At 71.5% G+C, this 25,471-nt stretch carries 20 protein-coding genes, 1 tRNA gene and 1 pseudogene; 19 read left to right on the top strand and 3 right to left on the bottom strand.

Features of this window, described 5'->3' with window-relative positions:
* The 8 genes and pseudogenes from F2B26_RS00705 to F2B26_RS00675 form a co-directional block, all read left to right on the top strand.
* Positions 1–245, top strand: a pseudogene (locus F2B26_RS00705) (tryptophan synthase subunit beta); the annotation flags it as partial.
* Positions 242–1,072 carry a tryptophan synthase subunit alpha gene (gene trpA / locus F2B26_RS00700; protein ID WP_159805359.1) on the top strand — a complete coding sequence of 277 codons (831 nt, stop codon included), beginning with the start codon at positions 242–244 and terminating at the stop codon, positions 1,070–1,072. The pseudogene F2B26_RS00705 and the gene trpA, both read left to right, overlap by 4 nt.
* The gene (gene lgt, locus F2B26_RS00695) at positions 1,069–1,944 is read left to right on the top strand and encodes a prolipoprotein diacylglyceryl transferase (RefSeq protein ID WP_159805357.1); all 876 of its coding nucleotides are present in this window, start codon (positions 1,069–1,071) and stop codon (positions 1,942–1,944) included. Before trpA ends, lgt begins: the two co-directional genes overlap by 4 nt.
* Before the next feature lie 131 nt (positions 1,945–2,075).
* Entirely contained in the window at positions 2,076–6,623 is a 4,548-nt protein-coding gene (gltB, locus tag F2B26_RS00690; RefSeq protein ID WP_159805355.1) for a glutamate synthase large subunit, read from the top strand.
* Positions 6,616–8,088, top strand: a complete 1,473-nt coding sequence (locus F2B26_RS00685) for a glutamate synthase subunit beta (protein WP_159805353.1) — start codon at positions 6,616–6,618, stop codon at positions 8,086–8,088. The genes gltB and F2B26_RS00685 overlap by 8 nt, the downstream gene beginning before the upstream one ends.
* 80 nt (positions 8,089–8,168) lie before the next feature.
* Positions 8,169–9,605: a pyruvate kinase gene (gene pyk / locus F2B26_RS00680; RefSeq protein ID WP_159805351.1), complete on the top strand. Its 1,437-nt coding sequence runs from the start codon at positions 8,169–8,171 to the stop codon at positions 9,603–9,605.
* A gap of 162 nt (positions 9,606–9,767) precedes the next feature.
* Positions 9,768–9,935, top strand: a complete 168-nt coding sequence (locus F2B26_RS17145; protein WP_201292537.1) for a DUF8730 family Cys-rich protein — start codon at positions 9,768–9,770, stop codon at positions 9,933–9,935.
* A 9-nt stretch (positions 9,936–9,944) separates the two neighbouring features.
* The gene (locus F2B26_RS00675) at positions 9,945–10,241 is read left to right on the top strand and encodes a metal-sensitive transcriptional regulator (RefSeq protein ID WP_159805349.1); all 297 of its coding nucleotides are present in this window, start codon (positions 9,945–9,947) and stop codon (positions 10,239–10,241) included.
* 47 nt (positions 10,242–10,288) lie between these two features.
* Here the strand turns inward: F2B26_RS00675 and F2B26_RS00670 are convergent.
* Positions 10,289–10,365: transfer RNA gene (locus tag F2B26_RS00670), tRNA-Leu, on the bottom strand.
* Positions 10,366–10,432: 67 nt separating this feature from the next.
* On the opposite strand from F2B26_RS00670, the gene F2B26_RS00665 reads away from it, so the two are divergent.
* Both F2B26_RS00665 and F2B26_RS00660 read left to right on the top strand, forming a co-directional pair.
* Positions 10,433–11,071 carry an ANTAR domain-containing response regulator gene (locus F2B26_RS00665; RefSeq protein WP_235929417.1) on the top strand — a complete coding sequence of 213 codons (639 nt, stop codon included), beginning with the start codon at positions 10,433–10,435 and terminating at the stop codon, positions 11,069–11,071.
* Between the two features lie 142 nt (positions 11,072–11,213).
* Positions 11,214–11,903: a GNAT family N-acetyltransferase gene (locus tag F2B26_RS00660; protein WP_235929416.1), complete on the top strand. Its 690-nt coding sequence runs from the start codon at positions 11,214–11,216 to the stop codon at positions 11,901–11,903.
* Here the strand turns inward: F2B26_RS00660 and F2B26_RS00655 are convergent.
* Positions 11,819–12,217, bottom strand: a complete 399-nt coding sequence (locus F2B26_RS00655; protein WP_159805343.1) for a hotdog fold thioesterase — start codon at positions 12,215–12,217, stop codon at positions 11,819–11,821. The two genes, F2B26_RS00660 and F2B26_RS00655, sit on opposite strands and share 85 nt — an antisense overlap.
* Here F2B26_RS00655 and polA point away from each other — a divergent pair.
* The gene (polA, locus tag F2B26_RS00650; protein WP_159805341.1) at positions 12,216–14,960 is read left to right on the top strand and encodes a DNA polymerase I; all 2,745 of its coding nucleotides are present in this window, start codon (positions 12,216–12,218) and stop codon (positions 14,958–14,960) included. The two genes, F2B26_RS00655 and polA, sit on opposite strands and share 2 nt — an antisense overlap.
* 68 nt (positions 14,961–15,028) lie before the next feature.
* Here polA and F2B26_RS00645 read toward each other — a convergent pair whose 3' ends face one another.
* The gene (locus F2B26_RS00645; RefSeq protein WP_159805339.1) at positions 15,029–15,832 is read right to left on the bottom strand and encodes a class I SAM-dependent methyltransferase; all 804 of its coding nucleotides are present in this window, start codon (positions 15,830–15,832) and stop codon (positions 15,029–15,031) included.
* Positions 15,833–15,931: 99 nt separating this feature from the next.
* On the opposite strand from F2B26_RS00645, the gene F2B26_RS00640 reads away from it, so the two are divergent.
* The 8 genes from F2B26_RS00640 (at position 15,932) to F2B26_RS00605 (ending at position 25,444) form a co-directional block, all read left to right on the top strand.
* Complete coding sequence (locus tag F2B26_RS00640) at positions 15,932–16,957, top strand: 6-phosphofructokinase (protein WP_159805337.1); 1,026 nt, start codon at positions 15,932–15,934, stop codon at positions 16,955–16,957.
* Positions 16,958–17,200: 243 nt separating this feature from the next.
* Entirely contained in the window at positions 17,201–18,673 is a 1,473-nt protein-coding gene (rpsA, locus tag F2B26_RS00635; protein WP_159805335.1) for a 30S ribosomal protein S1, read from the top strand.
* A 103-nt stretch (positions 18,674–18,776) separates the two neighbouring features.
* Positions 18,777–19,394: a dephospho-CoA kinase gene (gene coaE, locus F2B26_RS00630; protein ID WP_159805333.1), complete on the top strand. Its 618-nt coding sequence runs from the start codon at positions 18,777–18,779 to the stop codon at positions 19,392–19,394.
* Positions 19,395–19,473: 79 nt separating this feature from the next.
* On the top strand, positions 19,474–21,579 hold the full coding sequence (gene uvrB / locus F2B26_RS00625) for an excinuclease ABC subunit UvrB (RefSeq protein ID WP_159805331.1): 2,106 nt from the start codon (positions 19,474–19,476) through the stop codon (positions 21,577–21,579).
* A 38-nt stretch (positions 21,580–21,617) separates the two neighbouring features.
* Positions 21,618–22,052, top strand: a complete 435-nt coding sequence (locus F2B26_RS00620) for a VOC family protein (protein WP_159805329.1) — start codon at positions 21,618–21,620, stop codon at positions 22,050–22,052.
* A gap of 164 nt (positions 22,053–22,216) precedes the next feature.
* Entirely contained in the window at positions 22,217–23,245 is a 1,029-nt protein-coding gene (locus F2B26_RS00615; protein ID WP_159805327.1) for a TerC family protein, read from the top strand.
* Positions 23,246–23,248: 3 nt separating this feature from the next.
* The gene (locus tag F2B26_RS00610; protein WP_159805325.1) at positions 23,249–24,244 is read left to right on the top strand and encodes a TerC/Alx family metal homeostasis membrane protein; all 996 of its coding nucleotides are present in this window, start codon (positions 23,249–23,251) and stop codon (positions 24,242–24,244) included.
* Positions 24,245–24,286: 42 nt separating this feature from the next.
* A complete protein-coding gene (locus tag F2B26_RS00605; RefSeq protein WP_159805315.1) occupies positions 24,287–25,444 on the top strand; it encodes an acyl-CoA dehydrogenase family protein in 1,158 nt (385 codons plus the stop codon).
* The last annotated feature ends 27 nt before the right edge of the window (positions 25,445–25,471 follow it).

Genomic DNA, 25,471 nt, shown 5'->3' with positions numbered 1-25,471 from the left:
CGGTCACCGACGAGGAGGCGATGGAGGCGTTCTCGTCGCTGTGCCGGACCGAGGGCATCATCCCGGCGATCGAGTCCGCGCACGCCCTCGCGGGTGCGGTGCAGCTCGGCCGGCGGGTGGGTGACTGGGCCGGTGCGGAGCACGAGCCGGTGATCCTGGTCAACCTGTCGGGCCGTGGCGACAAGGACGTGGAGACCGCGGGCCGCTGGTTCGGCCTGCTCGACGGTGAGCAGGGGGAGCGGTGAGCGCTCTGGACATCGCGTCGGCGACGGGAAGCCGGCTCGACGAGCTGGCCGCCGAGGGGCGCCCGGCGCTCATCGGCTACCTGCCGGTGGGCTACCCCTCCGTCCCCGGCTCGGTGGACGCGGTGCGGACCATGGTCGACGCGGGCGTCGACGTGGTCGAGCTCGGGGTGCCCTACTCGGACCCGGTGATGGACGGGCCGGTGATCCAGCGGGCCGTCGAGGCGGCGCTGGCTGGCGGCACCCGGGTGCACGACAGCCTCGTCGCGGTGGAGCAGGTCGCCGGTCGCGGCGCCCCCGTGCTCGTGATGACCTACTGGAACCTCGTGCTGCGCTACGGCGTCGAGGCGTACGCGCGCGACCTGGCCGCGGCCGGTGGCGCAGGCCTCATCACCCCGGACCTCATCCCCGACGAGGCGGCCGAGTGGCTCGAGGCGTCGGACCGGTACGGGCTGGACCGGGTGTTCCTGGTGGCACCGAGCTCGACCCCGGAGCGGCTCGTGAGCACGTCGGCGGCCTGCCGCGGTTTCGTCTACGCCGCCTCCACGATGGGCGTGACCGGGGAGCGGGCCCAGGTGGGCGCCCGTGCCGCGGAGCTCGTCGCCGACACGCGCGCGGCCGGCGCAGCCCATGTGTGCGTGGGGCTCGGCGTCTCGCGTCCCGAGCACGCCGCCCAGGTGGGGCGCTACGCCGACGGTGTCATCGTCGGCTCCGCGCTGGTCCGTGCCCTCACCGAGGCTCCCGACCCGGCCGCCGGTCTGGACCGGCTGGCGAGCACGACCGCGGCGCTGGCCGAGGCCGTGCGCGGCGCGCGGCAGGTGCAGGCGTGACCGGCCTGCTCGCCTCGATCCCCAGCCCGCCACGCGGGGTCTGGTACCTCGGCCCGTTCCCGTTGCGGGCCTACGCCCTCGCGATCCTGGCCGGGATCGTCGTGGCGGTGCTCATCACCCAGCGTCGGTGGGTGGCGCGCGGCGGGGAGAAGGACACGGTCCTGGAGATCGTCTTCTGGGCGGTGCCGTTCGGCATCGTCGGCGGCCGGATCTACCACGTCATCAGCTCACCCGACGCCTACTTCGGCCCCGGCGGGCACCCGTGGCGGGCGTTGATGATCTGGGAGGGCGGGCTCGGCATCTGGGGTGCGATCGCGCTCGGTGCGGTCGGTGCCTGGATCGGCTGCCGCCGCCAGGGCGTGCTGCTCCCGCCGTTCGCCGACGCCCTCGCCCCGGCGCTGCTCGTGGCCCAGGCGATCGGGCGGCTCGGCAACTGGTTCAACCAGGAGCTGTTCGGTGGGCCGACGACGCTGCCGTGGGGTCTGCAGATCGATGACGCGCACCTGCCTGCCGGGTTCGCCTCGGGCACGCTGTTCCACCCGACGTTCCTGTACGAGCTCATCTGGAACCTGGCGATGGCCGCGGTCCTGGTGTACCTGGACCGCCGCTTCTCGCTGGGCCACGGGCGGGTGTTCCTGCTCTACGTCGTGCTCTACTGCACCGGTCGGCTGTGGGTCGAGATGCTGCGGATCGACACCGCGCACCACATCCTCGGCCTGCGGCTCAACGTCTGGACCGCGCTGCTGGTCGGTCTGGGCGCCCTGGTAGCGTTCGTCCTGGTCGGACGCCGACACCCCGGGCGCGAGACGACCGTGCTGCGCGACGATCCTGTGGCGCCGCTCGAGGAGAGCCCCGCCGAGCTGAACGAGTAGCTGGCGGCGCTCGGCGATCCGGCCGCGTACAGGCGGGGTATCGTCACTCCACTGCAGTCGGGCCGACGACGTCCCACGCAATGCTGTTGTCGTGCGACGGCCCGGGACGCCGGGTCAAGAAGGACGGTGCGATGTCGTCGAGCTGGTCGACGCCTGGTCCGGTGGGGCTGTACAACCCCGGTGCGGAGCATGACGCGTGCGGGTTCGCGTTCGTCGCGACTCTGCGGGGCACCCCGGGCCGTGACATCGTCGACGCCGGGCTCACGGCCCTGCTCAACCTCGACCACCGCGGTGCTGTCGGCGCCGAGGAGCAGAGCGGCGACGGCGCCGGCATCCTCACCCAGATCCCGGACGCGTTCTGCCGCGACGTGGTCGACGCCGACCTACCCCCGGCCGGCCGCTACGCGATCGGGCTGGCGTTCCTGCCGCAGGACGCGGCCGAGCGCGCCGCAGCCGTGCGCCAGATCGAGGCGATCGCGGTCGAGGAGAAGCTCGACGTGCTGGCCTGGCGCGACGTCGTCGTCACGGCCGACCTCGTGGGCCCGACGGCCCGTGCGTCGATGCCGGTGTTCCGTCAGCTCGTGGTGGCCGACCCGGCCCGTGAGCTGGCCGGGATCGACCTGGACCGGCGGACCTTCCGGCTGCGTCGGCGTGCCGAGCGCGAGACCGGCGTCTACTTCGCCTCGCTGTCGGCCCGCACGCTCACCTACAAGGGCATGCTCACGACCGGTCAGCTCGAGCCGTTCTTCGCAGACCTGTCCGACCCGCGGTACGCCAGCGAGATCGCCCTGGTGCACTCGCGGTTCTCCACGAACACGTTCCCGTCGTGGCCGCTCGCCCAGCCGTTCCGGGTGATCGCGCACAACGGTGAGATCAACACGGTGCGCGGCAACCGCAACTGGGTCGCCGCACGTCAGGGCCGGATGGCCAGCGAGCTGGTGGGTGACCTGGCGCCGCTGCTGCCGATCTGTACGCCGGGGGTGAGCGACTCCGGCAGCTTCGACGAGGTGCTCGAGCTGCTGCACCTGTCGGGTCGTTCGCTCCCGCACGCGGTCATGATGATGATCCCGGAGGCGTGGGAGAACCACGCGCAGATGGACCCGGCCCGTCGCGCGTTCTACGAGTACCACTCGACGCTCATGGAGCCCTGGGACGGCCCGGCGGCGATGACGTTCACGGACGGCACGCTCGTCGGCTCGGTGCAGGACCGCAACGGGCTGCGCCCGGGCCGCTACTGGGTGACCGAGGACGGTCTCGTGGTCTGCGCCTCGGAGGCCGGGGTGCTCGACCTGGACCCGGCGACCGTGGTCGCCAAGGGCCGTCTGGAGCCCGGCCGGATGTTCCTGGTGGACACCGCGCAGGGCCGGATCGTGCCGGACGAGGAGATCAAGGCCCAGCTCGCGGCCCAGCGGCCGTACGCCCAATGGGTCGCGGAGAACTCCGTCTACCTGTCCCAGCTGCCCGAGCGCGAGCACGTCGCGCACTCGGCGGCCTCGGTCCGTCGGCGCCAGCGCACCTTCGGGTACACCGAGGAGGAGCTCAAGGTCATCCTGGCGCCCATGGCGGCCGCTGGGACCGAGCCGCTGGGTGCGATGGGCTCGGACACCCCGGTCGCGGTGCTCTCGTCGCGCCCCCGGCTGCTGTTCGACTACTTCACCCAGATGTTCGCCCAGGTCACGAACCCGCCGCTGGACGCGATCCGCGAGGAGCTCGTCACCTCGATCGGCGGTGCGATCGGCCCCGAGCCGAACATCCTGGTCGACGGCCCGGAGCACGCGCGCAAGCTCATGCTGCCGTTCCCGGTGCTGGACAACGACCAGCTCGCCAAGATCGCGCACGTGCACAAGGAGCCGTCCCTCGGCTTCCGTGCGGTGACCATCCGCGGCCTCTACGACGTGGCCGGCGGCGGCCGCGCGCTCGAGGCCCGGCTCACCGAGATCTTCGACGAGGTCGACGCGGCCATCGCCGACGGTGTGAGCTTCGTCGTGCTCTCCGACCGCAACTCCGACGCCCAGCTCGCGCCCATCCCGTCGTTGCTCCTGGTCTCGGCGGTGCACCACCACACGCTGCGCAAGCACACCCGCACGCAGATCTCGTTGCTGGTCGAGGCCGGTGACGTGCGCGAGGTGCACCACGTCGCGCTGCTCATCGGCTACGGCGCCGCAGCGGTCAACCCGTACCTGGCGATGGAGTCCGTCGAGGACCTCGCCAAGTCCGGCTACCTGCCGGGCACCGCGCCGGAGACTGCCGTCGCGCATCTCATCAAGGCGCTGGGCAAGGGCGTGCTCAAGGTGATGTCCAAGATGGGCATCTCGACGATCGCGTCCTACCGCGGCGCGCAGGTGTTCGAGGCGATCGGCCTGTCGCAGGCGCTCGTCGACCGCTACTTCACCGGCACGACGAGCCGGCTCGGTGGCATCGGGCTGGACGTCGTCGCCGCCGAGGTCGCGGCGCGGCACGCCGACGCCTACCCGGCCAGCGGCAACCGGCAGGCTCACCAGCGTCTGGCCGTCGGCGGCGAGTACCAGTGGCGCCGGGCGGGTGAGGAGCACCTGTTCGACCCCGAGACGGTGTTCCGTCTGCAGCACGCCACCCGGACGCACAGCTACGAGGCGTTCCGGCAGTACACGGACCGGGTGGACGACCAGGCGGCGCGCCTGATGACGCTGCGCGGCCTGCTGGGCTTCAAGGAGGGTGTGCGCCCGCCGGTGCCGCTCGAGGAGGTCGAGCCGGTGAGCTCGATCGTCCGACGGTTCTCCACCGGTGCCATGTCCTACGGCTCGATCTCCTCCGAGGCGCACGAGACACTTGCCCGGGCGATGAACTCGATCGGCGCCAAGTCGAACACGGGCGAGGGCGGCGAGGACTCCGAGCGGCTGCACGACCCGGCGCGCCGGTCGGCGATCAAGCAGATCGCGTCGGGACGCTTCGGGGTGACCGCCGAGTACCTGACGAACGCCGACGACATCCAGATCAAGCTCGCCCAGGGCGCCAAGCCCGGTGAGGGTGGTCAGCTGCCGGGGCACAAGGTGTACCCGTGGGTGGCGCGCACGCGGCACTCGACCCCGGGTGTCGGGCTCATCTCGCCGCCGCCGCACCACGACATCTACTCGATCGAGGACCTCAAGCAGCTCATCCACGACGCGAAGAACGCCAACCCGCAGGCGCGCATCCACACCAAGCTGGTGAGCGAGTTCGGGGTCGGCACGGTCGCGGCGGGCTGCGCGAAGGCGCACGCCGACGTGGTGCTCATCTCCGGCCACGACGGCGGCACGGGCGCCAGCCCGCTCACGTCGCTCAAGCACGCGGGCACCCCGTGGGAGATCGGTCTGGCCGAGACCCAGCAGACGCTCGTCCTCAACGACCTGCGCGACCGGGTGGTCGTCCAGGTGGACGGTCAGCTCAAGACCGGCCGGGACGTCCTCGTCGGTGCGCTGCTGGGTGCCGAGGAGTTCGGCTTCGCGACGGCGCCGCTAGTCGTGTCCGGCTGCGTGATGATGCGGGTGTGCCACCTGGACACCTGCCCGGTCGGGGTGGCGACGCAGAACCCGGAGCTTCGAGCCCGGTTCACCGGCAAGCCCGAGCATGTCGTCACGTTCTTCGAGTTCATCGCCGAGCAGGTGCGTGAGCTCCTCGCGGCGCTGGGCTTCCGCACGCTGCTCGAGGCCGTCGGGCACGTCGAGCTGCTCGACACCCGGGCGGCGGTGGACCACTGGAAGGCGCAGGGCCTGGACCTGTCGCCGATCCTGGCGGTGCCGGAGCTGGCCGAGGGTGCGGCGCTGCACCAGGTGCGCAGCCAGGACCACGGGCTGGAGCGGGCGCTGGACAACCAGCTCATCGCGCTGTCGGCCGATGCCCTCGACCGGGCCGAGCCGGTGCGGATCGCGCTGCCGGTGCGCAACGTCAACCGCACGGTCGGCACGTTGCTCGGCCACGAGGTGACCAAGCGCTACGGGGCCGCGGGTCTGCCGGACGGCACGATCGACATCGAGCTCACCGGGTCGGGCGGCCAGTCCTTCGGGGCCTTCCTGCCGGCCGGCATCACGCTGCGGCTCTTCGGCGACGCCAACGACTACGTCGGCAAGGGCCTGTCGGGCGGCCGGATCGTGGTGCGGCCGGACCGCACGGCGATCATGGACCCGCGGGTCAACGTGATCGCGGGCAACGTCATCGGCTACGGCGCGACGTCGGGCGAGATGTTCTTGCGGGGCCAGGTCGGCGAGCGTTTCGGGGTGCGCAACTCGGGGGCGACCCTGGTCGTCGGCGGCGTGGGCGACCACGCCTGCGAGTACATGACCGGCGGCACCGTCCTCATCCTCGGCCCGACGGGCCGCAACGTCGGCGCCGGTATGTCCGGCGGGGTGGCCTACGTGCTCGACCTCGACCCGGCCCTGGTGAACACCGCGGCGCTGGCCTCCGGTGAGCTCACGGTCGCCGCGCTGGACGACGAGGACTGGGCCGTGGTCGAGACGCTGCTGGGCGAGCACCGCCAGCACACGGGCTCCGTCGTGGCGGCCGATCTGCTGGCCGACCCGGCCGCCGCCCGGGCCCGGTTCTCCCGGGTGCTGCCGACCGAGTTCGCCCGCGTGCGCGACGCGATCGCACGTGCGACGGCCGACGGCCTCGACCTGGAGGCTCCCGGCGTCTGGACCGACGTCCTGGCAGGCGCACGTGGCTGACCCGCGCGGGTTCCTCGAGGTCCGCGACCGGGAGCTGCCGCCGAACCGTCCGGTCGAGGTCCGCCTGCGGGACTGGGCGGACGTGCACGAGCACCTCGTCGACGGTCAGCCGTTCCTGTCCCGTCAGGCGGGGCGCTGCATGGACTGCGGCGTCCCGTTCTGCCACAACGGCTGCCCGCTCGGGAACCTCATCCCCGAGTGGAACGACCTGGTGTGGCGCGGGCAGTGGGCCGATGCGGCCGAGCGGCTGCACGCGACCAACAACTTCCCGGAGTTCACCGGTCGCATCTGCCCGGCGCCGTGCGAGACCTCGTGCGTGCTCGGCATCAGCCAGCCGCCCGTGACGATCAAGAACGTCGAGGTCTCGATCATCGACGAGGCGTTCGAGCGTGGCCTGGTGACCCCGCAGGTGCCGCAGCGCCTCACCGGTCACACCGTGGCTGTCGTCGGTTCCGGACCGGCTGGTCTGGCCGCCGCCCAGCAGCTCACGCGGGCTGGGCACACCGTGGCGGTCTACGAGCGGGACGACACGATCGGCGGCCTGCTGCGCTACGGCGTCCCGGACTTCAAGCTGGAGAAGCGGCACATCGACCGGCGGCTGGACCAGATGCGGGCCGAGGGCACGCGGTTCCGGCCGGGCGTGGAGGTCGGCCGCGACGTCAGCTGGCACCAGCTGCAGGTCAGGTACGACGCCGTGGTGGTCGCCGTCGGCGCCTCGGTGCCGCGTCCGTTGCGGGTGCCCGGCGCGGACCTGGCCGGCGTGATGCCCGCGATGGACTATCTGCGCCCGTCGAACGAGGCGGTGCGCACCGGTACCCGACCGCCGCGCGAGCTCGATGCGGCCGGTCGGCACGTCGTGGTCATCGGCGGCGGCGACACCGGGTCGGACTGCGTCGGCACGGCGCTGCGTCAGGGCGCGGCCTCGGTGACGACGCTGGCGATCGGACGTCAGCCAGCGCTCACCCGTCCGGAGTCGCAGCCGTGGCCCACGGACCCGGTGCTGTTCGAGGTCTCGTCCTCGCACGAGGAGGGCGGCGAGCGGGTCTACCTGGCGTCCACCGTGGAGCTGCTGCCCGGCGACGACGGGCAGCACGTCGGGACGCTGCGGTGGGCCGCGACGAGCTACCTGGACGACGGCCGGCGGGTGCCGACCCCCGGGACGGAACGTGACGTCCCGGCGGACCTCGTGCTCGTCGCGATGGGCTTCGCCGGACCGCTGGCCACCGGTCTGCGCGACGAGCTGGGCGTGCTGCTCGACGAGCGCGGCGCCGTCGCGCGGGACGAGCAGTTCGCCACCAACGTGCCCGGCGTGTACGTCGCCGGTGACGCCGGACGCGGGCAGTCGCTCGTGGTCTGGGCCATCGCGGAGGGTCGCGCCGCGGCCGCCGCGGTGGACACCTACCTGCAGGGCAGCACCGAGCTGCCTGCCCCGGTCACGGCCGCGACGCGCGCGCTGCGTCCCTGACCGGCATACCCGACGTCCCACCACCCTCCGGGGGACGTTCGGGTCCGAACACCCGAAACTGGAAGGCTTAGGCTCCCCTCATGCGTAGAGCGAAGATCGTCTGCACGATCGGCCCGGTCACCGAGTCCCCCGAGCAGGTCCAGGCACTGGTCGACGCCGGGATGGACGTGGCGCGTCTGAACCGCAGCCACGGTGACACCGAGGTGCACGAGCGGGTGTACCGCAACGTGCGGGCGGCGGCTGTCGCCTCCGGCCGTTCGGTCGCCGTCCTGGTGGACCTGCAGGGCCCGAAGATCCGGCTGGGCCGGTTCAAGAACGGCAAGGAGAACCTCGCCGTCGGTGACGTGTTCACCATCACGACCGAGGACGTCGTCGGCACCAAGGAGCGCGCCTCGACGACGTTCAAGGGTCTGCCCGGCGATGTGGCACCCGGCGACCCGATCCTCATCGACGACGGCAAGGTCCTCGTGCGAGTGACGGCCGTCGAGGGCAACGACGTGGTCACCCGCGTCGAGGTCCCGGGCCCCGTGTCGAACAACAAGGGCCTCAACCTGCCGGGCGTCGCGGTGTCCGTGCCGGCCATGAGCGACAAGGACGAGGAGGACCTGCGCTGGGCCCTCAACATCGGCGCGGACATCATCGCGCTGTCCTTCGTGCGGTCGGCCGCGGACTATGACGACGTGCGCCGGATCATGGAGGAGGAGGGCCGGGTCATCCCGGTCATCGCCAAGATCGAGAAGCCGCAGGCCGTGGACAACCTGGCCGAGATCATCCGGGCGTTCGACGGCATCATGGTCGCGCGTGGCGACCTGGGTGTGGAGCTGCCGCTCGAGCAGGTGCCGCTGGTGCAGAAGAAGGCCGTCGAGCTGGCGCGCCGCAACGCCAAGCCGGTCATCGTGGCGACCCAGGTGCTCGAGTCGATGATCACGAGCCCGCGCCCGACCCGTGCAGAGGCGTCCGACTGCGCCAACGCGGTGCTCGACGGCGCCGACGCGGTCATGCTCTCGGGCGAGACGAGCGTGGGCGACTACCCGATCGAGGCCGTGCGCACGATGGCGCGGATCATCGAGGTGACCGAGGACCTGGGCCGCGACCGGATCGCGCCGCTCACCTCGACGCCGTCGACCCGGGGCGGGGCCGTGACCCGGGCCGCGGTGCAGATCGGTGAGAACCTCGGGGTGAAGTACCTGGTGACATTCACCCAGTCGGGTGACTCGCCGCGTCGGATGGCGCGGCTGCGCCCCGAGATCCCGCTGCTGGCCTTCACGCCGGTCGAGAGCACGCGCAACGTGCTGTCGCTGTCCTGGGGCGTGCAGACCCACCTCGTGCCGCAGGTCGGCAACACGGACGACATGGTGCGCCTGGTCGACCTGACCCTGCGCGCCAACAAGCTCGCCGAGATCGGCGACTACGTCGTGGTCGTGGCGGGGACGCCGGTGGGTGTCATCGGTTCGACGAACACGGTGCTCGTGCACAAGATCGGCGACGAGGACGGCCCGCACCCGCGGCGTTCCTGACGATCGGCTCGGCCGGCCCGGGTGGGCGGCGCGAGGGACTCCTCGTGACGCCCGCCCGGGCCGTCGTGCACCCGCGGTCGGTGCTCGCGGGGGAGCCGCGAGGTCGCCGTTGTATACCCAGGGGGGTATAGCATCGCCGCATCCGACCATGAGGAGGCGGCTGTGTGCCGAGCGGTGACCTGCAAGAAGTGCGGCAAGACGACGTGGGCGGGGTGCGGCCAGCACGTCGACCAGGTGCTGCGGGGCGTCCCCAAGGCGCAGCGCTGCGCCGGCCATGAGAACGACCCGGTCGAGCCCGGTCTGTTTGCCCGGCTCTTCGGGCGTCGCTGAGCCGGCGAGATGGCTCAGGCGGGCGGGTCGACCCCGATCGACCAGGGGAAGGTGCTCAACCGGCTGCGGCGGGCTCAGGGCCAGCTGGCCTCCGTCGTGGACGCCGTGGAGAAGGGCGGCGACTGCCGCGACGTCGTCGTCCAGCTGGCTGCGGTCTCCAAGGCGTTGGACCGGGCCGGGTTCGCGATCATCGCGCTCGCCATGCGGGAGTGCCTGCTGCCACCGTCCGACGGCGATGAGACGGCGGACGCCTCGGACGGTCCGACGGTGGAGCAGCTCGAGAAGCTGTTCCTGTCGTTGTCCTGAGCCCAGGGCGTCGGCGTCGGACGACCGGGTGTGGCGTGGCACGCGGGTGGTGCCCCGAGAGGGATTCGAACCCTCACTGGATCGGGTTTGAGCCGAACGCCTCTGCCAGTTGGGCTATCGGGGCCGGCCGGAAGTCTACGGGACGGGGGAGGGTCGAGGTGTCGGCGGCGGACCGCACTACTCTTGGGCTCGTGACCAACGACGCACCCCAGGAAGCTGCCGCGCCACAGGGCAGCGCGACCACACCCTCGACCCGGCGTGCCGTGGTGGCCGAGGACGAGGCCTTGATCCGGATGGACGTGGTGGAGACGCTGCGCGAAGCCGGTTTCGACGTCGTCGGCGAGGCCGCCGACGGTGAGGCAGCCGTGCAGCTGGCCACCGAGCTCAAGCCCGACGTCGTCGTGATGGACGTCAAGATGCCGGTCCTCGACGGGATCAGTGCCGCCGAGCGGATCGGTGCCGCGCACCTGGCGCCCGTCGTGCTGCTCACCGCGTTCTCCCAGACCGACCTCGTCGAGCGGGCCCGTGATGCGGGCGCGATGGCGTACGTGATCAAGCCGTTCAGCCCGGCGGACCTGCTGCCCGCGGTCGAGATCGCGATCAGCCGCTACGCCCAGATCACGGCCCTGGAGTCGGAGGTCGCTGACCTCGCCGAGCGGTTCGAGACCCGCAAGCGCGTGGACCGCGCCAAGGGGCTGCTCATGACGAAGATGGGGCTGAGCGAGCCCGAGTCCTTCCGGTGGATCCAGAAGACCTCGATGGACCGGCGTCTCACGATGCGCGAGGTCGCGGACGCGGTCATCGAACAGGTCGGCGGCGCGGCGGGCTGACGCCCGCACGGATGACGGATTTGTCCGGTCTTGCCCCACCGCTGGGGCCCAAGACGTGGCAGTCTGGGCGATGATCGAACCGACGCAGGCGAGACAGGGGCGCAGCGTCCACCGGAGCTCTTGGTTCCAGGAGGTGCCTCACGTGCGTTCGGGCAGCGTCATCCGCCCTGTCGTCTCCGACGACCTGCCACAGCTGGTCGAGCTCTGCCTGGCCGCACGTGAGGAGGCAGGCACCGGTTCGGCCCTGTGCACCGACGACGCCGAGCGGTTGGAGGCCCAGCTCGCCACGGCGCTCGTGCTTCCCGGTTCGGTGATGCTCCTCGGGACGCACGAGGGCGCGGTCGAGGGGTTGCTGCTCGCCCGGGTCGTCGGGCCGAGCGTGTTCTCCGACATGGTCGCCATCGACCTCGAGGCGCTCTACGTCGGCCGCGGCAGTCGTCGGCGCGGCGTCGGGCACGGGCTGCTGGCCCAGCTGCTCGAGGTGGCCGAGCAGCACGGTGCGACCGAGATCTACGCCCCGCCGTTGCCCGGGGCCCGCGGCGTGCAGCGCTTCCTTGCGCGCCTGGGGTTCCAGCCGGCGGCCTCGCACCGGGTGGTGAGCACCGCTGCGCTGCAGCGCCGGCTGGTGGCCGACGAGGTCGCCCCGCGCTCGGGTGCCGTGCGTCGGGTGCCGATGCACGGCGTCGACCGCCTCATCGCGCTGCGCCGCAAGTCGCGGGTCGAGCCCGTCACCGGTGAGCTGCCCGCTCAGCTCCCGGACATCACGAGCATGCAGGTGAGGCGTGAGGTGCAGAGCCGTCGCCCCTCGGCGTCCTCGACCACGATCTCGTAGCTGGCCAGCTGCCGGCCGAGGTGCAGGGCGGTCGCGGTCCCGGTGACCAGGCCGCTGCGCGCCGAGCGGTGGTGCGTCGCGCTCACCTCGATCCCGACCGCGGTACGGCCCGGCCCGGCGTGCTCGTGCGCCGCGATCGATCCGAGGGTCTCGGCGAGGACCACTGACGCGCCGCCGTGCAGCAGCCCGGCCGGCTGGGTGTTGCCCTCGACCGGCATGGTCGCGACTGCTCGCTGCGCACTCACCTCGAGGACGGTGATGCCCATCCGCTCGAGCAGGGTTCCGGGGTAGCTGAGATCTCGGGTGTCGGTCATGGCCGCTAGGTTGGCACCCGTGAGCCCGTCCGGACCAACTCCCCGCGCCAGCGGCGCCCGTCTGCTTCTCGTGGACGGCCACTCGATGGCCTACCGCGCGTTCTTCGCGCTCCCGGTGGAGAACTTCTCGACCTCGGACGGACGACCCACCAACGCGGTCTTCGGCTTCGTGTCGATGCTCACCAACCTGTTGCGCGACGAGCAGCCGACGCATGTCGCCGTCGCGTTCGACCTCGGGCGCACGACGTTCCGCACGGCGCAGTACGAGCAGTACAAGGCGACCCGTGAGGCGAGCCCGGAGGCGTTCTCGGGGCAGGTCGAGATCATCCGGCAGGTGCTCGACGCGATGGCCGTGCCGGTGCTCACCAAACCCGACTTCGAGGCCGACGACATCCTCGCGACCCTGTCCGCCCAGGGGGCCCACCAGGGGATGCAGGTGCTCGTGTGCACAGGCGACCGGGACGGCTTCCAGCTCGTCACCGACGACGTCACCGTGCTCTACCCGGTGCGCGGGGTCTCCGAGCTCGCCCGGATGACCCCGGAAGCGGTCGAGGCCAAGTACGGCGTGCCCCCGGCCCGCTACCCCGAGCTGGCGGCGCTGGTCGGCGAGACCAGCGACAACCTCCCGGGCGTGCCCGGCGTGGGGCCGAAGACGGCCGCCAAGTGGATCAACGCCTACGACGGCCTGGACGGCGTCATCGCCGCCGCCGAGCAGATCACGGGCAAGGCAGGCCAGTCGCTGCGGGACAACCTCGACCAGGTCGTGCTCAACCGACGGCTCAACCGGTTGGTCGACGACCTCGACCTGCCCCTCGGGCCGGAGGACCTCGCGCTGCGGCCCTGGGACCGCCAGCAGCTGCACGCGGTCCTCGAGCAGCTGGAGTTCCGCACGCTGCGCGACCGGCTGTTCGCGCTGCAGCCAGCCGAGGCGACGGGCGCTGACCTGGGCGCCGCCTCGGCGCTCGACCTGGTCGACATCGGCACCGACGGGCTCGGCACGTGGCTGGCAGGACGCTCGCGCGCCACGCTCGGCCTCGACGTGCGGGGCTCGGGTGCTCCGTCGGGCGGCGACGCCTGGGGTGTGGCGATCGCCGACGACGCCGGCGCGGCCGTCGCCTACGACCTCGCGGAGATCTCGCCCGCGGACGAGCGGGCGCTGGCGGCCTGGCTCGCCGACCCCGCGGCGCCCAAAGCGGTGCACGCGGCCAAGCAGGCCTGGCACGCGCTGCGCGGACGCGGCCTCGACCTGCTCGGCGTGGTGTTCGACACCGAGCTCGCGGCCTATCTGTGCGCGCCGGACCGGCGTGGCTACGACCTGGCAGACCTCGCGGTCGTCCACCTGCAGCGAGAGCTGGCTGTCGACGGTCCGGGCGCGGGTGGGCAGGGCGCTCTCGACCTCGAGCTGGACGGCGTCGACGAGGGTCGCCGCGCCGCGGTGCGCGCACAGGCGGTGCTCGACCTGGCCCAGGTGCTCGCCGGCGAGCTCGCCGACCGGGGTGCTGCCGACCTGCTCACCGATCTCGAGCTGCCGCTGCAGGGCGTGCTCGAGCGGCTGGAGGACGCCGGGATCGCCGTCGACGACGACTACCTCGCGCTGCTGGAGGGGGCCTTCGACGAGACGGTCCGCACGGCTGCCCAGCAGGCCTACGACGTCATCGGACGTGAGGTGAACCTGGGGTCGCCCAAACAACTTCAGGAGGTCCTGTTCGACCAGCTCCAGATGCCGCACACCAAGCGGATCAAGACCGGGTGGACGACGGACGCCGCGGCCCTCACGGACCTGTTCGCGCGCACCCAGCACCCGTTCCTCGAGCACCTGCTGGCGCACCGCGACGCGATCCGGCTCCGGCAGACCGTCGAGGGGCTGCGCCGGTCCGTGTCGCCGGACGGGCGGATCCACACGACGTTCCAGCAGACGATCGCCGCGACGGGGCGGCTGTCCTCGGTGGACCCGAACCTGCAGAACATCCCGATCCGCACCGAGGAGGGGCGTCGGATCCGGCGTGCGTTCGTCGTCGGCGACGGTTTCGACACGTTGCTCACCGCCGACTACTCGCAGATCGAGATGCGGATCATGGCGCACCTGTCGCGCGACGAGGGCCTCATCGAGGCGTTCCGGTCGGGGGAGGACCTGCACCGCTACGTGGGTTCGCGCGTGTTCGGGGTGCCGACCGACGAGGTAACCGCGGCGATGCGGTCGAAGATCAAGGCGATGAGCTACGGCCTGGCCTACGGGTTGTCGTCGTTCGGCCTGTCACAGCAGCTCGGCATCGACGTCGCGGAGGCCGGCGACCTGCGAGAGGACTACTTCTCCCGGTTCGGCGGGGTGCGCGACTACCTCGCCGGGGTGGTTGCCGACGCCCGGACCACGGGGTACACGGCCACGGTGCTGGGGCGCCGGCGCTACCTGCCGGACCTGACGAGCGACAACCGGCAGCGCCGCGAGGCAGCCGAGCGGATGGCGCTCAACGCGCCGATCCAGGGCAGCGCCGCCGACCTCATCAAGGTCTCGATGCTCGGCGTCGACGCTGAGCTGCGTCGGCGGGGGCTGCGTTCCCGGATGCTGCTCCAGGTGCACGACGAGCTCGTGCTCGAGGTCGTCGACGCGGAGCGCGACGAGGTCGAAGAGCTGGTGCGGACCCAGATGGGCGAGGCCGGCCGGCACGTCCCGGGACGGCCGTTCGAGGTCCCGCTCGACGTGCAGGTCGGCATCGGCCCCACCTGGCACGACGCGGGGCACTGACCGGTCGGCGGACCGTCGAGGGGACCGGGCAGGTCCGGCCTCGCCGCCGATCCGTGGCCCGTGACCCGTCAGCGGGGCAGGTGCGTCCGGACGATGAGGGTCCCGGGGAGCAGCGCGCCGCGCACCGGGCCCCAGCCGCCCCACTCCTGGTCGAGGTCCTGCGGCCACTCCGGCTCGACCAGCCCGTCCAGCACGAACCCGGCGTCCAGCACCTGAGTGACGTGGTCGGCGATGGTCCGGTGGTGCTCGGTGTACTCCACCTGCCCGTCGGCGCCGATCTCGACGTAGGGGCGCCGGTCGAAGTACGACTTGAACACCGTGAGCCCCGCCGTCCCCGGGTCGTCGGGGAACGCCCAGCGCACCGGGTGGGTGACTGCGAACACCCACCGCCCGCCGGGGCGCAGCACCCGCGCGACCTCGGCGTGCACCGCCGCGGCGTCGGCGACGAACGGCAGGGCACCGAACGCGGTGAACGCGAGGTCGAACGAGGCGTCGGGCAGCGGCAGCCGGCGCGCGTCGGACTGCACGGCCGGCACCGCGACGCCGGTGGCCTGGTCGAGCCGGCGGGCCGTGGCGAGCATGCCGGCGGACAGGTCGGTGGCGAGCACCCGGGCGCCCTGCCCGACCAGCCAGCGTGAGCACTGGGCGGCGCCGGCCCCAACCTCGAGCACCCGCAGGCCCTCGACGTCACCGAGCAGGTGGGCGTCCGCCTCACGGAGCCCCTCGGGGCACCACACGAAGTCGGCCGGGCCCAGGAACTCGCCGTGCTCGTCGAGGTACTCCGCGGCGTTGGCGTCCCACCAGCCGCGGGCGGCGTCGACCGCGACCTGCGGGTCCACGGGGCGGAACTCCACCCGGGTGCGATCGGTCATGGGCCCATGCTGCCGTACGGGACCGAGGTGGTACGCCCGGGCGGTGATGGGACGATAGCGTGCGGAACCGCCAGCTCTCGGTCGACGAAAGGCAGCCCCGTGCGAGTCGGACTCCTCACCGGCGGCGGTGACGTCCCTGGTCTCAACGCCGCGATCCGCGCTGTGGTCAAGCGTGGCGAAGGCGAGTACGGCCATCAGATCATCGGGTTCCGGAACGGCTGGAAGGGCGTCGTCGACGGCGATGTCCAGCCGCTGGGCCGCCAGCAGATCCGCAACGTGCTGCCGACCGGCGGCACCCTGCTCGGCACCGCGCGGTTCCACCCGCACCGCAACGAGGGTGGTGTCGAGGCCGTGCTGGCCACCTTGGAAGCCGAGCGGATCGACGCCCTCATCTGTGTCGGCGGCGACGGGACGCTGCACGCGGCGAGCAAGATCGCCGAGGCGGGGGTCCCGGTCATCGGCATCCCGAAGACGATCGACAACGACGTGTGGGGCACCGACGCGTCGATCGGCTTCGACACCGCGGTGACGATCGCCACCGAGGCCATCGACCGGATCCACACCACGGCGGAGAGCCACAACCGCGTGATGATCGTCGAGGTCATGGGTAGGCACGCGGGCTGGATCGCCGTGACCTCGGGCATCGCGGGCGGTGCCGAGATCGTGCTGGCGCCGGAGGAGCCGTTCGACATCGACAAGATCGAGCGCTTCCTCAAGCACCGGCACCGGGCGCACGCAAGCTTCTCCATCGTCGTGGTGGCCGAGGGTGCCGTCCCGGCCGAGGGCACCGCGATGCACTACGAGACGCAGGTCGGCAAGTTCGGCGAGATCGTCGCCGGTGCGATCGGTGAGCGGCTCAAGGTGGAGATCGAGCAGCGCACCGGGTTCGACACGCGCGTCACCGTGCTGGGCCATGTGCAGCGTGGCGGGATCCCGACCGCGGCGGACCGGATCCTCGGCTCCCGGTTCGGTGTGGCCGCAATCGACGCCGTCACGCACGCCCGCTCGAACGTCATGACGGCGCTGCGCGGCGACAAGGTGGAGCTGCTGGCGATCGAGGAGGTGGCGGGCAAGGTCAAGCACGTGCCTGCCGATCTGCTCGCGGTGGCCCGTACGCTCGCCTGAGCACACGGGCGGGCGTCGGCTCGGCACGGACCGCTCGCAGGGGGCGGCCGCTGGCTTTGACCGGGCCGAGGCGGCGTCGGTAGGATGTGCGGCGGTGCCGCGCGCCCATACGTAGCCATGCCCGTCCGCGGGTCGGTCGACATGGGCCCTTCACCGTCCGGCGGTCTGGCTGCCGGACGGGCGGTCCGATCAGCACGTTCCCTGTCCGCACTACTTCCTGTCCGCAACGGAGCCCACCCCTACATGAGCATCTCGACCACCGCGAAGACGGCATCGCCGCAGGTCGCGGTCAACGACATCGGCACGGCCGAGGACCTGATCGCTGCGATCGACGCGACGATCAAGTACTTCAACGACGGCGACATCGTCTCCGGCACCATCGTCAAGGTCGACCGTGACGAGGTCCTTCTCGACATCGGTTACAAGACCGAGGGCGTCATCCCGTCCCGTGAGCTGTCGATCAAGCACGACGTCGACCCGTCCGAGGTCGTGCACCTCGGTGACGAGGTCGAGGCGCTCGTCCTCCAGAAGGAGGACAAGGAGGGTCGCCTCATCCTGTCCAAGAAGCGCGCGCAGTACGAGCGCGCCTGGGGCACGATCGAGAAGATCAAGGAGGAGGACGGCGTCGTCACCGGCACCGTCATCGAGGTCGTCAAGGGCGGCCTCATCCTCGACATCGGTCTTCGCGGCTTCCTGCCGGCCTCCCTCGTCGAGATGCGCCGCGTGCGCGACCTCGCCCCGTACGTGGGCAAGGAGATCGAGGCCAAGATCATCGAGCTCGACAAGAACCGCAACAACGTCGTGCTGTCGCGGCGTGCGTGGCTCGAGCAGACCCAGTCGGAGGTGCGCTCGACCTTCCTGCAGACCCTGCAGAAGGGTCAGGTCCGCCCCGGTGTCGTGTCCTCGATCGTGAACTTCGGTGCGTTCGTCGACCTGGGCGGCGTGGACGGCCTCGTGCACGTCTCCGAGCTGTCCTGGAAGCACATCGACCACCCGTCCGAGGTCGTCGAGGTCGGCCAGGAGGTCACCGTCGAGGTCCTCGACGTCGACTTCGACCGCGAGCGCGTCTCGCTGTCGCTCAAGGCGACGCAGGAAGACCCGTGGCAGACCTTCGCCCGCACCCACGCCATCGGCCAGGTCGTGCCGGGCAAGGTCACCAAGCTCGTGCCGTTCGGTGCGTTCGTGCGCGTCGAGGACGGCATCGAGGGCCTCGTGCACATCTCCGAGCTGGCCGTGCGCCACGTGGAGATCCCGGAGCAGGTCGTCCAGGTGGGCGACGACGTCTTCGTCAAGGTCATCGACATCGACCTGGAGCGTCGCCGCATCTCGCTGTCGCTCAAGCAGGCGAACGAGGGCTTCGACCCCGAGTCGGAGGACTTCGACCCCGCGCTGTACGGCATGGCGGCCGAGTACGACGAGCAGGGCAACTACAAGTACCCCGAGGGCTTCGACCCGGCCACGAACGAGTGGCTCGAGGGCTTCGAGGCCCAGCGCGAGGTGTGGGAGGCGCAGTACGCGCAGGCCCACGAGCGCTGGGAGGCCCACCGGGCCCAGGTCACCGCGGCGGTCAAGGCCGACGCGGAGGCCGCCAGCAGCCCCGTCGAGGTCGGCGGCCCGGTGCCGTCGACCTACTCCTCGTCGACCGACGAGGCCACCGGGACGCTCGCCTCGGACGAGGCGCTCGCCGCTCTGCGTGAGAAGCTCACCGGCAACTGAGCAGGTCCTTCGACGGCCGGTCACCCCGCTCGGGGTGGCCGGCCGTCGGCGTTCCCGACCCCGCTGCGCGGCGCGAGCAGGCGGTCCGGGGCAGGATGGGGCGATGCAGCGCATCGGGCTCACAGGTGGCATCGCGGCCGGCAAGTCGGTCGCGGCACGCAGGTTCGCCGAGCTGGGGGCGGTGGTCATCGACGCCGACCGGCTGGCGCACGAGGCGGTCGCACCCGGCACGGTCGGTCTCGACGAGGTGGTCGAGGCCTTCGGGACGCGGGTGCTCGCCGCCGACGGCAGCCTCGACCGCCCGGCGCTGGGTGCGCTCGTGTTCACCGACCCCGACGCCCGCGCCCGTCTGGAAGCCGTGGTGCACCCGCACGTGCGCCGGTTGGCGGCCGAGCGTGAGGCCGCCGCGGCTGTCCGTGACCCCGACGCCGTGGTCGTGCACGACATCCCGCTGCTCGTCGAGACGGGCCAGGCGGGCTCCTTCGGCATGCTCGTCGTGGTGCACGCGCCGGCCGCGCTGCGAAGCGAGAGGTTGGTGGGCACCCGCGGTCTGAGCCCGGCGGAGGCCGACGCCCGGATCGCGTCCCAGATCAGCGACGAGGAGCGGCTGGCCGTCGCCGACGTCGTGCTCGACGGCACCGGCAGCGAGAGCGACCTGACCGGTCAGGTGGACCGGCTCTGGGAACGACTGAGCGCCGAGCGCGTGGCCGAGGCCGGCTGAGGCGCGTCCGCGGCCCGGCCGGGCGGAGGCGCCGCACCTGGGCCCGGGGCGTGTGGGTGGTCGGACGTACCGTGGTCCCATGCGACCTGTCACCGACCTGCAGCGGACCGTCGCGCCGTTCGAGGTGGTCTCGCCGTACACCCCGTCCGGCGACCAGCCGACGGCGATCGCCGAGCTCGCCGAACGGTTGGGCAACGGCGAGAAGGACATCGTGCTGCTGGGCGCGACCGGGACGGGCAAGTCCGCGACGACGGCCTGGCTCATCGAGCAGGTGCAGCGCCCGACGCTGGTGATGGCGCCGAACAAGACGCTCGCGGCGCAGCTGGCCACGGAGTTCCGCGAGCTGCTGCCGAACAACGCGGTGGAGTACTTCGTCTCCTACTACGACTACTACCAGCCCGAGGCGTACATCGCGTCCTCGGACACGTACATCGAGAAGGACTCGTCCATCAACGACGAGGTCGAGCGGCTGCGGCACTCGGCGACCAGCTCGCTGCTCACCCGGCGTGACGTCGTCGTGGTGGCCACCGTGAGCTGCATCTACGGCCTGGGCACCCCGCAGGAGTACGTCGACCGGATGGTGACGCTCACCGTCGGTGACCAGGTGGACCGCGACCAGCTGCTGCGCCAGTTCGTGACGATGCAGTACGCCCGCAACGACATGGCCTTCACCCGGGGCACCTTCCGGGTGCGTGGCGACACGGTCGAGATCATCCCGGTGTACGAGGAGCTCGCGATCCGCATCGAGTTCTTCGGCGACGAGATCGAGGCGATCGCGACCCTGCACCCGCTCACCGGCGACGTGGTGCGGGCCGAGCAGCAGGTGCACATCTTCCCGGCGACCCACTACGTGGCCGGTCCGGAGCGGATGGAACGCGCGATCGGCGGCATCGAGGCCGAGCTCGAGGAGAGGCTGGCCGAGTTCGAGCGGCAGGGCAAGCTGCTCGAGGCGCAGCGGCTGCGGATGCGCACCACCTACGACATCGAGATGATGCGGCAGATCGGGTCCTGCTCGGGGATCGAGAACTACTCGCGGCACATCGACGGCCGCGCCCCGGGGTCTGCACCGCACACGCTCATCGACTACTTCCCGGAGGACTTCCTCCTCGTCATCGACGAGTCCCATGTGACGGTGCCCCAGATCGGCGCCATGTTCGAGGGGGACATGTCCCGCAAGCGCTCGCTCGTCGAGCACGGGTTCCGGCTGCCGAGCGCGGTGGACAACCGCCCGCTGCGCTGGGAGGAGTTCGTCGACCGGGTCGGCCAGGCGGTCTACCTGTCGGCCACCCCCGGCAGCTACGAGCTGTCGATGTCGGACGGGGTGGTCGAGCAGATCATCCGGCCCACCGGGCTCGTCGACCCGAAGGTCGTGGTCAAGCCGACCAAGGGTCAGATCGACGACCTGCTCGAGGAGATCCGGCTGCGGGTCGAACGTGACGAGCGGGTGCTGGTCACCACGCTCACCAAGAAGATGTCCGAGGACCTCACCGACTACCTGCTCGACAAGGGCGTACGCGTGCGCTACCTGCACTCCGAGGTGGACACATTGCGCCGGGTCGAGCTGCTGCGCGAGCTCCGGATGGGGGAGTACGACGTGCTCGTCGGGATCAACCTGCTGCGCGAGGGTCTCGACCTGCCCGAGGTCTCGCTCGTGGCGATCCTGGACGCGGACAAGGAGGGGTTCCTGCGCTCGGGGACCTCGCTCATCCAGACGATCGGGCGGGCGGCGCGCAACGTCTCGGGCGAGGTCCACATGTACGCCGACCGGATCACCGCCGGCATGGCCAAGGCGATCGACGAGACCGACCGGCGCCGTGCCCGGCAGGTCGCGTACAACCTCGAGCACGGCATCGACCCGACGCCGCTGCGCAAGAGGATCAGCGACATCACCGACCTGCTGGCCCGCGAGGACGCCGACACCGCCGAGCTGCTCGGTGGCGGCGGGCGGCAGACCAGCCGGGGAAAGTCCCCGGTGCCTGGCTTCGGGTCGCGTCCCGTGCCCGCCCACGAGCGCAGCACGCTCGCCGGTGCGGCCGCCTCCGACCTCGCCGATCTCATCCAGGAGCTCACCGGGCAGATGCACGCCGCCGCCGGCGAGCTGCAGTTCGAGCTGGCGGCCCGGTTGCGTGACGAGATCTCCGGGCTGAAGAAAGAGCTGCGGCAGATGCAGGCCGCCACGGCCTGACCGGGGCGGGAACGACCACGCACCTATGAGGAGGCACGATGGACCGCTCGATCTCACTGGCGCTCGACGCGGCGGACCCACGCGCGCTCGGCACGTTCTGGGCCTACGCCCTCGGCTACGTCGAGGAGACCCCGCCGGCACCGTACGAGGACTGGCCGGCGGCGTTCGTCGGCTGGGGGCTGCCGCCGGAGCGGTGGAACGACGCCTATGTCGTGGTCGACCCCGAAGGTGCCGGGCCGCGGTTGTTCCTGCAGAAGGTGCCCGAGCCGAAGACGGCGAAGAACCGGCTGCACCTCGACGTCGGGGTGCCGGGGGCCACTCGCGAGCAGCCGTCGACGCACGACCAGGTGCGTGAGCACGCCGCCCGACTGGTGACGGCCGGCGCGTCCCTCGTCCAGGAGTTCGACGTGCCTCCCATGGGTTTCTGGATCGTGATGACCGATCCCGAGGGCAACGAGTTCTGCGTCGTGTAGCCGCGTCCTCTACAGTTGCGCCAGGAGGGGAGTACTCCCCACGACGTCATCGTCATCACGGTCGCCAGTGACTGCCGGCCCGGTGGCGTCGGGTGCGCACGTGCTGCTTGCGGCGCACCGGACGAGACCTCCGCCGTCCCTTCCTGCGTACCGGAGGTCTCCTCATGAACGTCGCCCCCTGGGTCTGGGCTCTCACCGTCGCCGTGCTGCTCGTCATGCTGGCGATCGACTACGTCGGGCACGTGCGGCACGCCCACGAGCCGTCGCTGCGCGAGTCGGCCTGGTGGTCGGCCGGGTACATCGCCGTGGCCCTCGTGTTCGGAGGCATCGTCTGGGCGGTCTGGGGTGCGCAGTACGGCGGGGAGTACTTCGCTGGCTACGTCACCGAGAAGAGCCTGTCGATCGACAACCTCTTCGTGTTCGTCCTCATCATGGCCAGCTTCCGGGTGCCCCGGGCGGCCCAGCAGAAGGTGCTGCTGGTCGGGATCACCGTGGCCCTCGTGCTGCGCACGGTGTTCATCATCGTCGGCGCGGCCCTCATCGAGAACGTGAGCTGGATCTTCTACGTCTTCGGCGCCTTCCTGCTCTACACCGCCTGGCAGCAGGTCCGGCCCTCCGGGGCGCAGGAGGAGTACGTCGAGAACGCCGCGCTGCGGCTCACCCGGCGGCTGCTGCCCACCACGGACGACTACATCGGCGACCGGCTGGTCACGCGGGTCGACGGGCGGCGCATGGTCACCCCGCTGCTCATCGTCATGGTGGCCATCGGGACGGCCGACGTGATCTTCGCGGTCGACTCGATCCCGGCGATCTTCGGGCTCACCCAGGAGACCTACCTCGTGTTTGCGGCCAACGCGTTCTCGCTGCTCGGCCTGCGCCAGCTGTTCTTCCTGGTCGACGGCCTCCTGGACCGTCTGGTCTACCTGGCGTACGGGCTGGGTGCCATCCTGGCGTTCATCGGGGCCAAGCTCGTCATCCACGCCCTGCACACGAACGAGGTCCCCTTCATCAACGGTGGCCAGCACGTGACGGGAGTCCCGGAGATCAGCACCGGGGTGTCGCTCGGGTTCATCGCAGGTGTGCTCGCCCTCACCACAGTGCTCAGCCTGCGACGGAGCAGGGCCGATGCCCGGTCGGCCGTCGCGGCCGATGCCCGCGCCGAGGTCACGGCCGACGACGAGCGGCAGGCCTGAGCCGTGGAGGTCTCGACCCTCACCTGGGCGGTGTCGATCGCGGTGGCCTGCGCCGTGCTGCTGGTCGACGTGGCGATCGTCGCGCGCCGGCCGCATGTGCCGTCCACCGCCGAGTGCCTGCGCGCACTCGGGCTGTACGTCGGCCTGGCGCTGGTCTTCGCGGTCGTGCTGTGGGCCACGGCGGGAGGCCGCTACGCCGGGGAGTTCGTGGCGGGCTGGCTCACCGAGTACTCGCTGTCGGTGGACAACCTCTTCGTCTTCCTGCTCATCATGGCCAGGTTCGCGGTGCCGAAGCAGTACCAGCAGACGGCGCTGCTCGTCGGGATCATCCTCGCGCTGGTGCTCCGGGGTCTCTTCATCGCCGTGGGTGCGGCCGCCATCTCCGCGTTCGGCTGGGTGTTCTACCTCTTCGGTGCGTTCCTGCTCTGGACCGCCTGGACGGTGGCGAAGGAGGGCACGGCCGACGAGGACGAGGAGTACGACCCGCCGCGCCTGGTCACCTGGGTGCAGAAGGCGCTGCCGTCCACCCGGGACTTCCACGGGGTGCGGCTGACCGTCCTGGAGGGCGGACGACGGCTCGCCACCCCGATGCTGCTCGTGCTCATCGCGATCGGCGTCACCGACCTGCTCTTCGCCTTCGACTCGATCCCGGCGATCTTCGGTCTGACGAGCGAGCCCTACCTCGTGCTCATGGCGAACGTGTTCGCGCTCATGGGGCTGCGCCAGCTGTACTTCCTGCTCGGCGGGCTGCTGGACAAGGTGGTGTACCTCAACATCGGGCTCGGCGTGCTGCTCGGGTTCATCGGGGTCAAGCTGTTGCTGCACGCGCTCTCCGAGAACGCGGTGCCCTTCATCAACGGGGGTGAGCCGGTGGCGTGGGCGCCCGACCTGCCCATCTGGGCGTCGCTCGGTGCGATCGTGCTCATCCTGGGCACGACGGCGGTCGCCTCGGTGCTCAAGGAGCGCCGGGACGAACGCCGGCGGTCCGTGGAGGCCTGACCCCCGAGCTGCAGTCCGGCGGCAGATGGCACAGTGGTGCTCATGCCCCGAGACCTTCGCACCGTGCTGACCGACGACCTGCTGGAGCGGGTCCACGCCCGGGCCGCCGCGCACGACCGTGACAACACCTTCCCGCACGAGGACCTCGCCGAGCTCGCGGCGCTGGGGTACCTGCGGGCGTTCGTCCCGGCGGATCTCGGTGGCCTCGGGCTGAGCCTGGAGGAGGTCGCACGCGAGCAGGCGCGACTGGCCGCCGCGGCCCCGGCGACCGCGCTGGCGGTGAACATGCACCTCGTGGTGACCGGGCTCGCGGGGCTGCTGCACGCGCGTGGGGACGACAGCGCGCTGTTCGTGCTGCAGGACGCCGCGGCCGGCGAGATCTTCGCGTTCGGCAACTCCGAGGCGGGCAACGACCTCGTCATGTTCGGGTCGCGGACGCACGCCGAGCGCACGCCTGACGGCGGGTACCGGTTCACCGGGACCAAGATCTTCACGACGCTCTCGCCGGTGTGGACCCGGCTGGCCACCTTCGGGCTCGACGAGCACGACCCTGCCGACCCCCGGCTGGTGCACGCCGTCGTCACCCGGGAGGGCACGGCGACCCGGGACGACTGGGACACGCTGGGGATGCGGGCGACCCAGTCGGCGACGACGGTGCTGGACGGCGCCTACGCACCGGCCGAACGGGTGTACCGCAGGCTCCCGCCGGGCCCGAGCGCCGACCCGTTCATCTTCGCCCTGTTCGCCTGCTTCGAGATCCTGCTGGCTGCCGTGTACACCGGGATCGGCCGCCGGGCGCTCGAGCTCGGGGCGCAGGCGACCTTCCGGCGCACGTCGTTCAAGCACCACGGCCGCAGCCTCGACCAGGACCCCGACATCCGGTGGAAGGTCGCCGACGCCGCCCTCGTGCAGGACGGCGCGGAGCTGGCCCTGTACGCGCTGGCCAGGGACGTCGACGAGCAGACGGACCACGGGTCGCGGTGGTTCGCCCAGCTCGTCGGGCTCAAGGTGCGTGCGACCGAGGGCGCCCGGGTGGTCGTGGACCTCGCGCTGCGGGTGGCCGGCGGCGGGGAGTACTTCACCGGGCACGAGCTGACCCGGCTCTACCGGGACGTGCTGGCCGGGATCTACCACCCGTCGGACGACGAGTCGGCGCACGCCACCGTGGCCGCCTCGGTGCTCGGCCCGCTGCGCGGCTGAAGGGCTACGCGTCCGTAACTTACGGTT

Origin of the sequence: Cellulomonas citrea (assembly GCF_009829685.1) — a bacterium.
In the GTDB taxonomy this organism is placed as follows: Bacteria; Actinomycetota; Actinomycetes; order Actinomycetales; family Cellulomonadaceae; genus Cellulomonas; species Cellulomonas citrea.
The sequence above is the reverse complement of the archived record's forward strand: the minus strand, read 5'-3'. Positions and strand labels throughout refer to the sequence as shown.